This is a genomic window from Brevirhabdus pacifica (genome assembly GCF_002797755.1).
GTDB classification, from domain to species: Bacteria; Pseudomonadota; Alphaproteobacteria; order Rhodobacterales; family Rhodobacteraceae; genus Brevirhabdus; species Brevirhabdus pacifica.
In genome coordinates this window covers 1-1,036 of sequence record NZ_PGFI01000010.1, presented here as the reverse complement: position 1 = coordinate 1,036, position 1,036 = coordinate 1, and the positions used below count along the sequence as shown (strand labels likewise).

Genomic DNA, 1,036 nt, shown 5'->3' with positions numbered 1-1,036 from the left:
CTGAATGCGACGTAAGTATATAATTGACAGCTAGGTATATTATCGTAAGGTAGGGGCAGCCTTGGTGGAAGGTGGCAGGAAATAGGGGGTCTTTCTTCGCATGTCGCGCTCAAAACGTCTCACAGATGCGGACCGCATGGAGATCGTTCGCGAAGCCGCGGAAGGCGTTTCCACTTCAGTGCTGGCGGAACGGTTTGGCGTGTCCGTGCGGGCGATCCAGTACACGCTCAAAGCCGATGCCGAGCGCCAGACGGATGTCGCAATTCCGGTCTCAGCGGTCAGTGTGAAGGTCACGGCTGCGGAGCTTGCGGCGCTTGACGAGGTGTTGGCGAAGGCGGGGATCGAGAGCCGTGCCGAGGGGCTGCGGCGGCTCATTCAGGCGGCAGGCGGGGTGTTCGTTCCGGACGCGCAGATGGCGGCCGAGATGGCGCGCTACCGCGCCTCGCTGCATGAGGTCGGCAATGGGGTCGCGCAAATTGCCAAGCAGATGACGCGGGCCAACCGGCGGGAGCAGGGGGCCGTGGGGGGCGCGAGTGCCGAGTTTACCGAATTGCGCCTTGCGCAGATGCGCGGGCTGGCGAGGTTCATTCTGGATTCTGCAGACGAGATCGATCTGCTCCTGCGCCGCCGTCGAGACGCGATGCAGCTGCGGGCCACGGCCGCGCTGAGGGAGTTTGCCCATGCGGCTGAATGATGCCGTCCATGCCGTCACGGGCGAGGTCTTTCGGGATGGCTGGAGCCGCGTCCGGGGCTCGATGCAGGGGCTGCATGTCGCCAAGCAGACCCAGCTTACGCGCGCGGCAGCGGGGCATCGGCCAGCGGTCTTCAAGGCGATCCGGGGCGGGGGTACGCATACCAAATCACAGCTCGCAAACCAGCTCGATTACCTCACCACCAAGTCCACCCATATCGTGGACAGTAGCGGGTTTCTGGACGGCAAGGCGAAGCTCGAGGCCGGTGACATCAAGGACCTGACCGAGCGCTTTGCCAAACGGTGGGATGCGGGCTTCAAGCCCAAGCTCGGACAGACCACCCA

General features: G+C 63.7%; 1 protein-coding gene and 1 pseudogene. Both read left to right on the top strand.

Features of this window, described 5'->3' with window-relative positions:
* Window positions 1-100: 100 nt before the first annotated feature.
* Window positions 101-694 carry a helix-turn-helix domain-containing protein gene (locus tag CLV77_RS00190; RefSeq protein WP_076981358.1) on the top strand — a complete coding sequence of 198 codons (594 nt, stop codon included), beginning with the start codon at window positions 101-103 and terminating at the stop codon, window positions 692-694.
* Window positions 681-1,036, top strand: a pseudogene (locus CLV77_RS00185) (endonuclease); the annotation flags it as partial. The gene CLV77_RS00190 and the pseudogene CLV77_RS00185, both read left to right, overlap by 14 nt.

What these genes read in the sequence shown, in the direction of transcription:
- CLV77_RS00190 (WP_076981358.1), top strand. Translation starts at nt 101, where the DNA reads ATGTCGCGCTCAAAACGTCTCACAGATGCGGACCGCATGGAGATCGTT.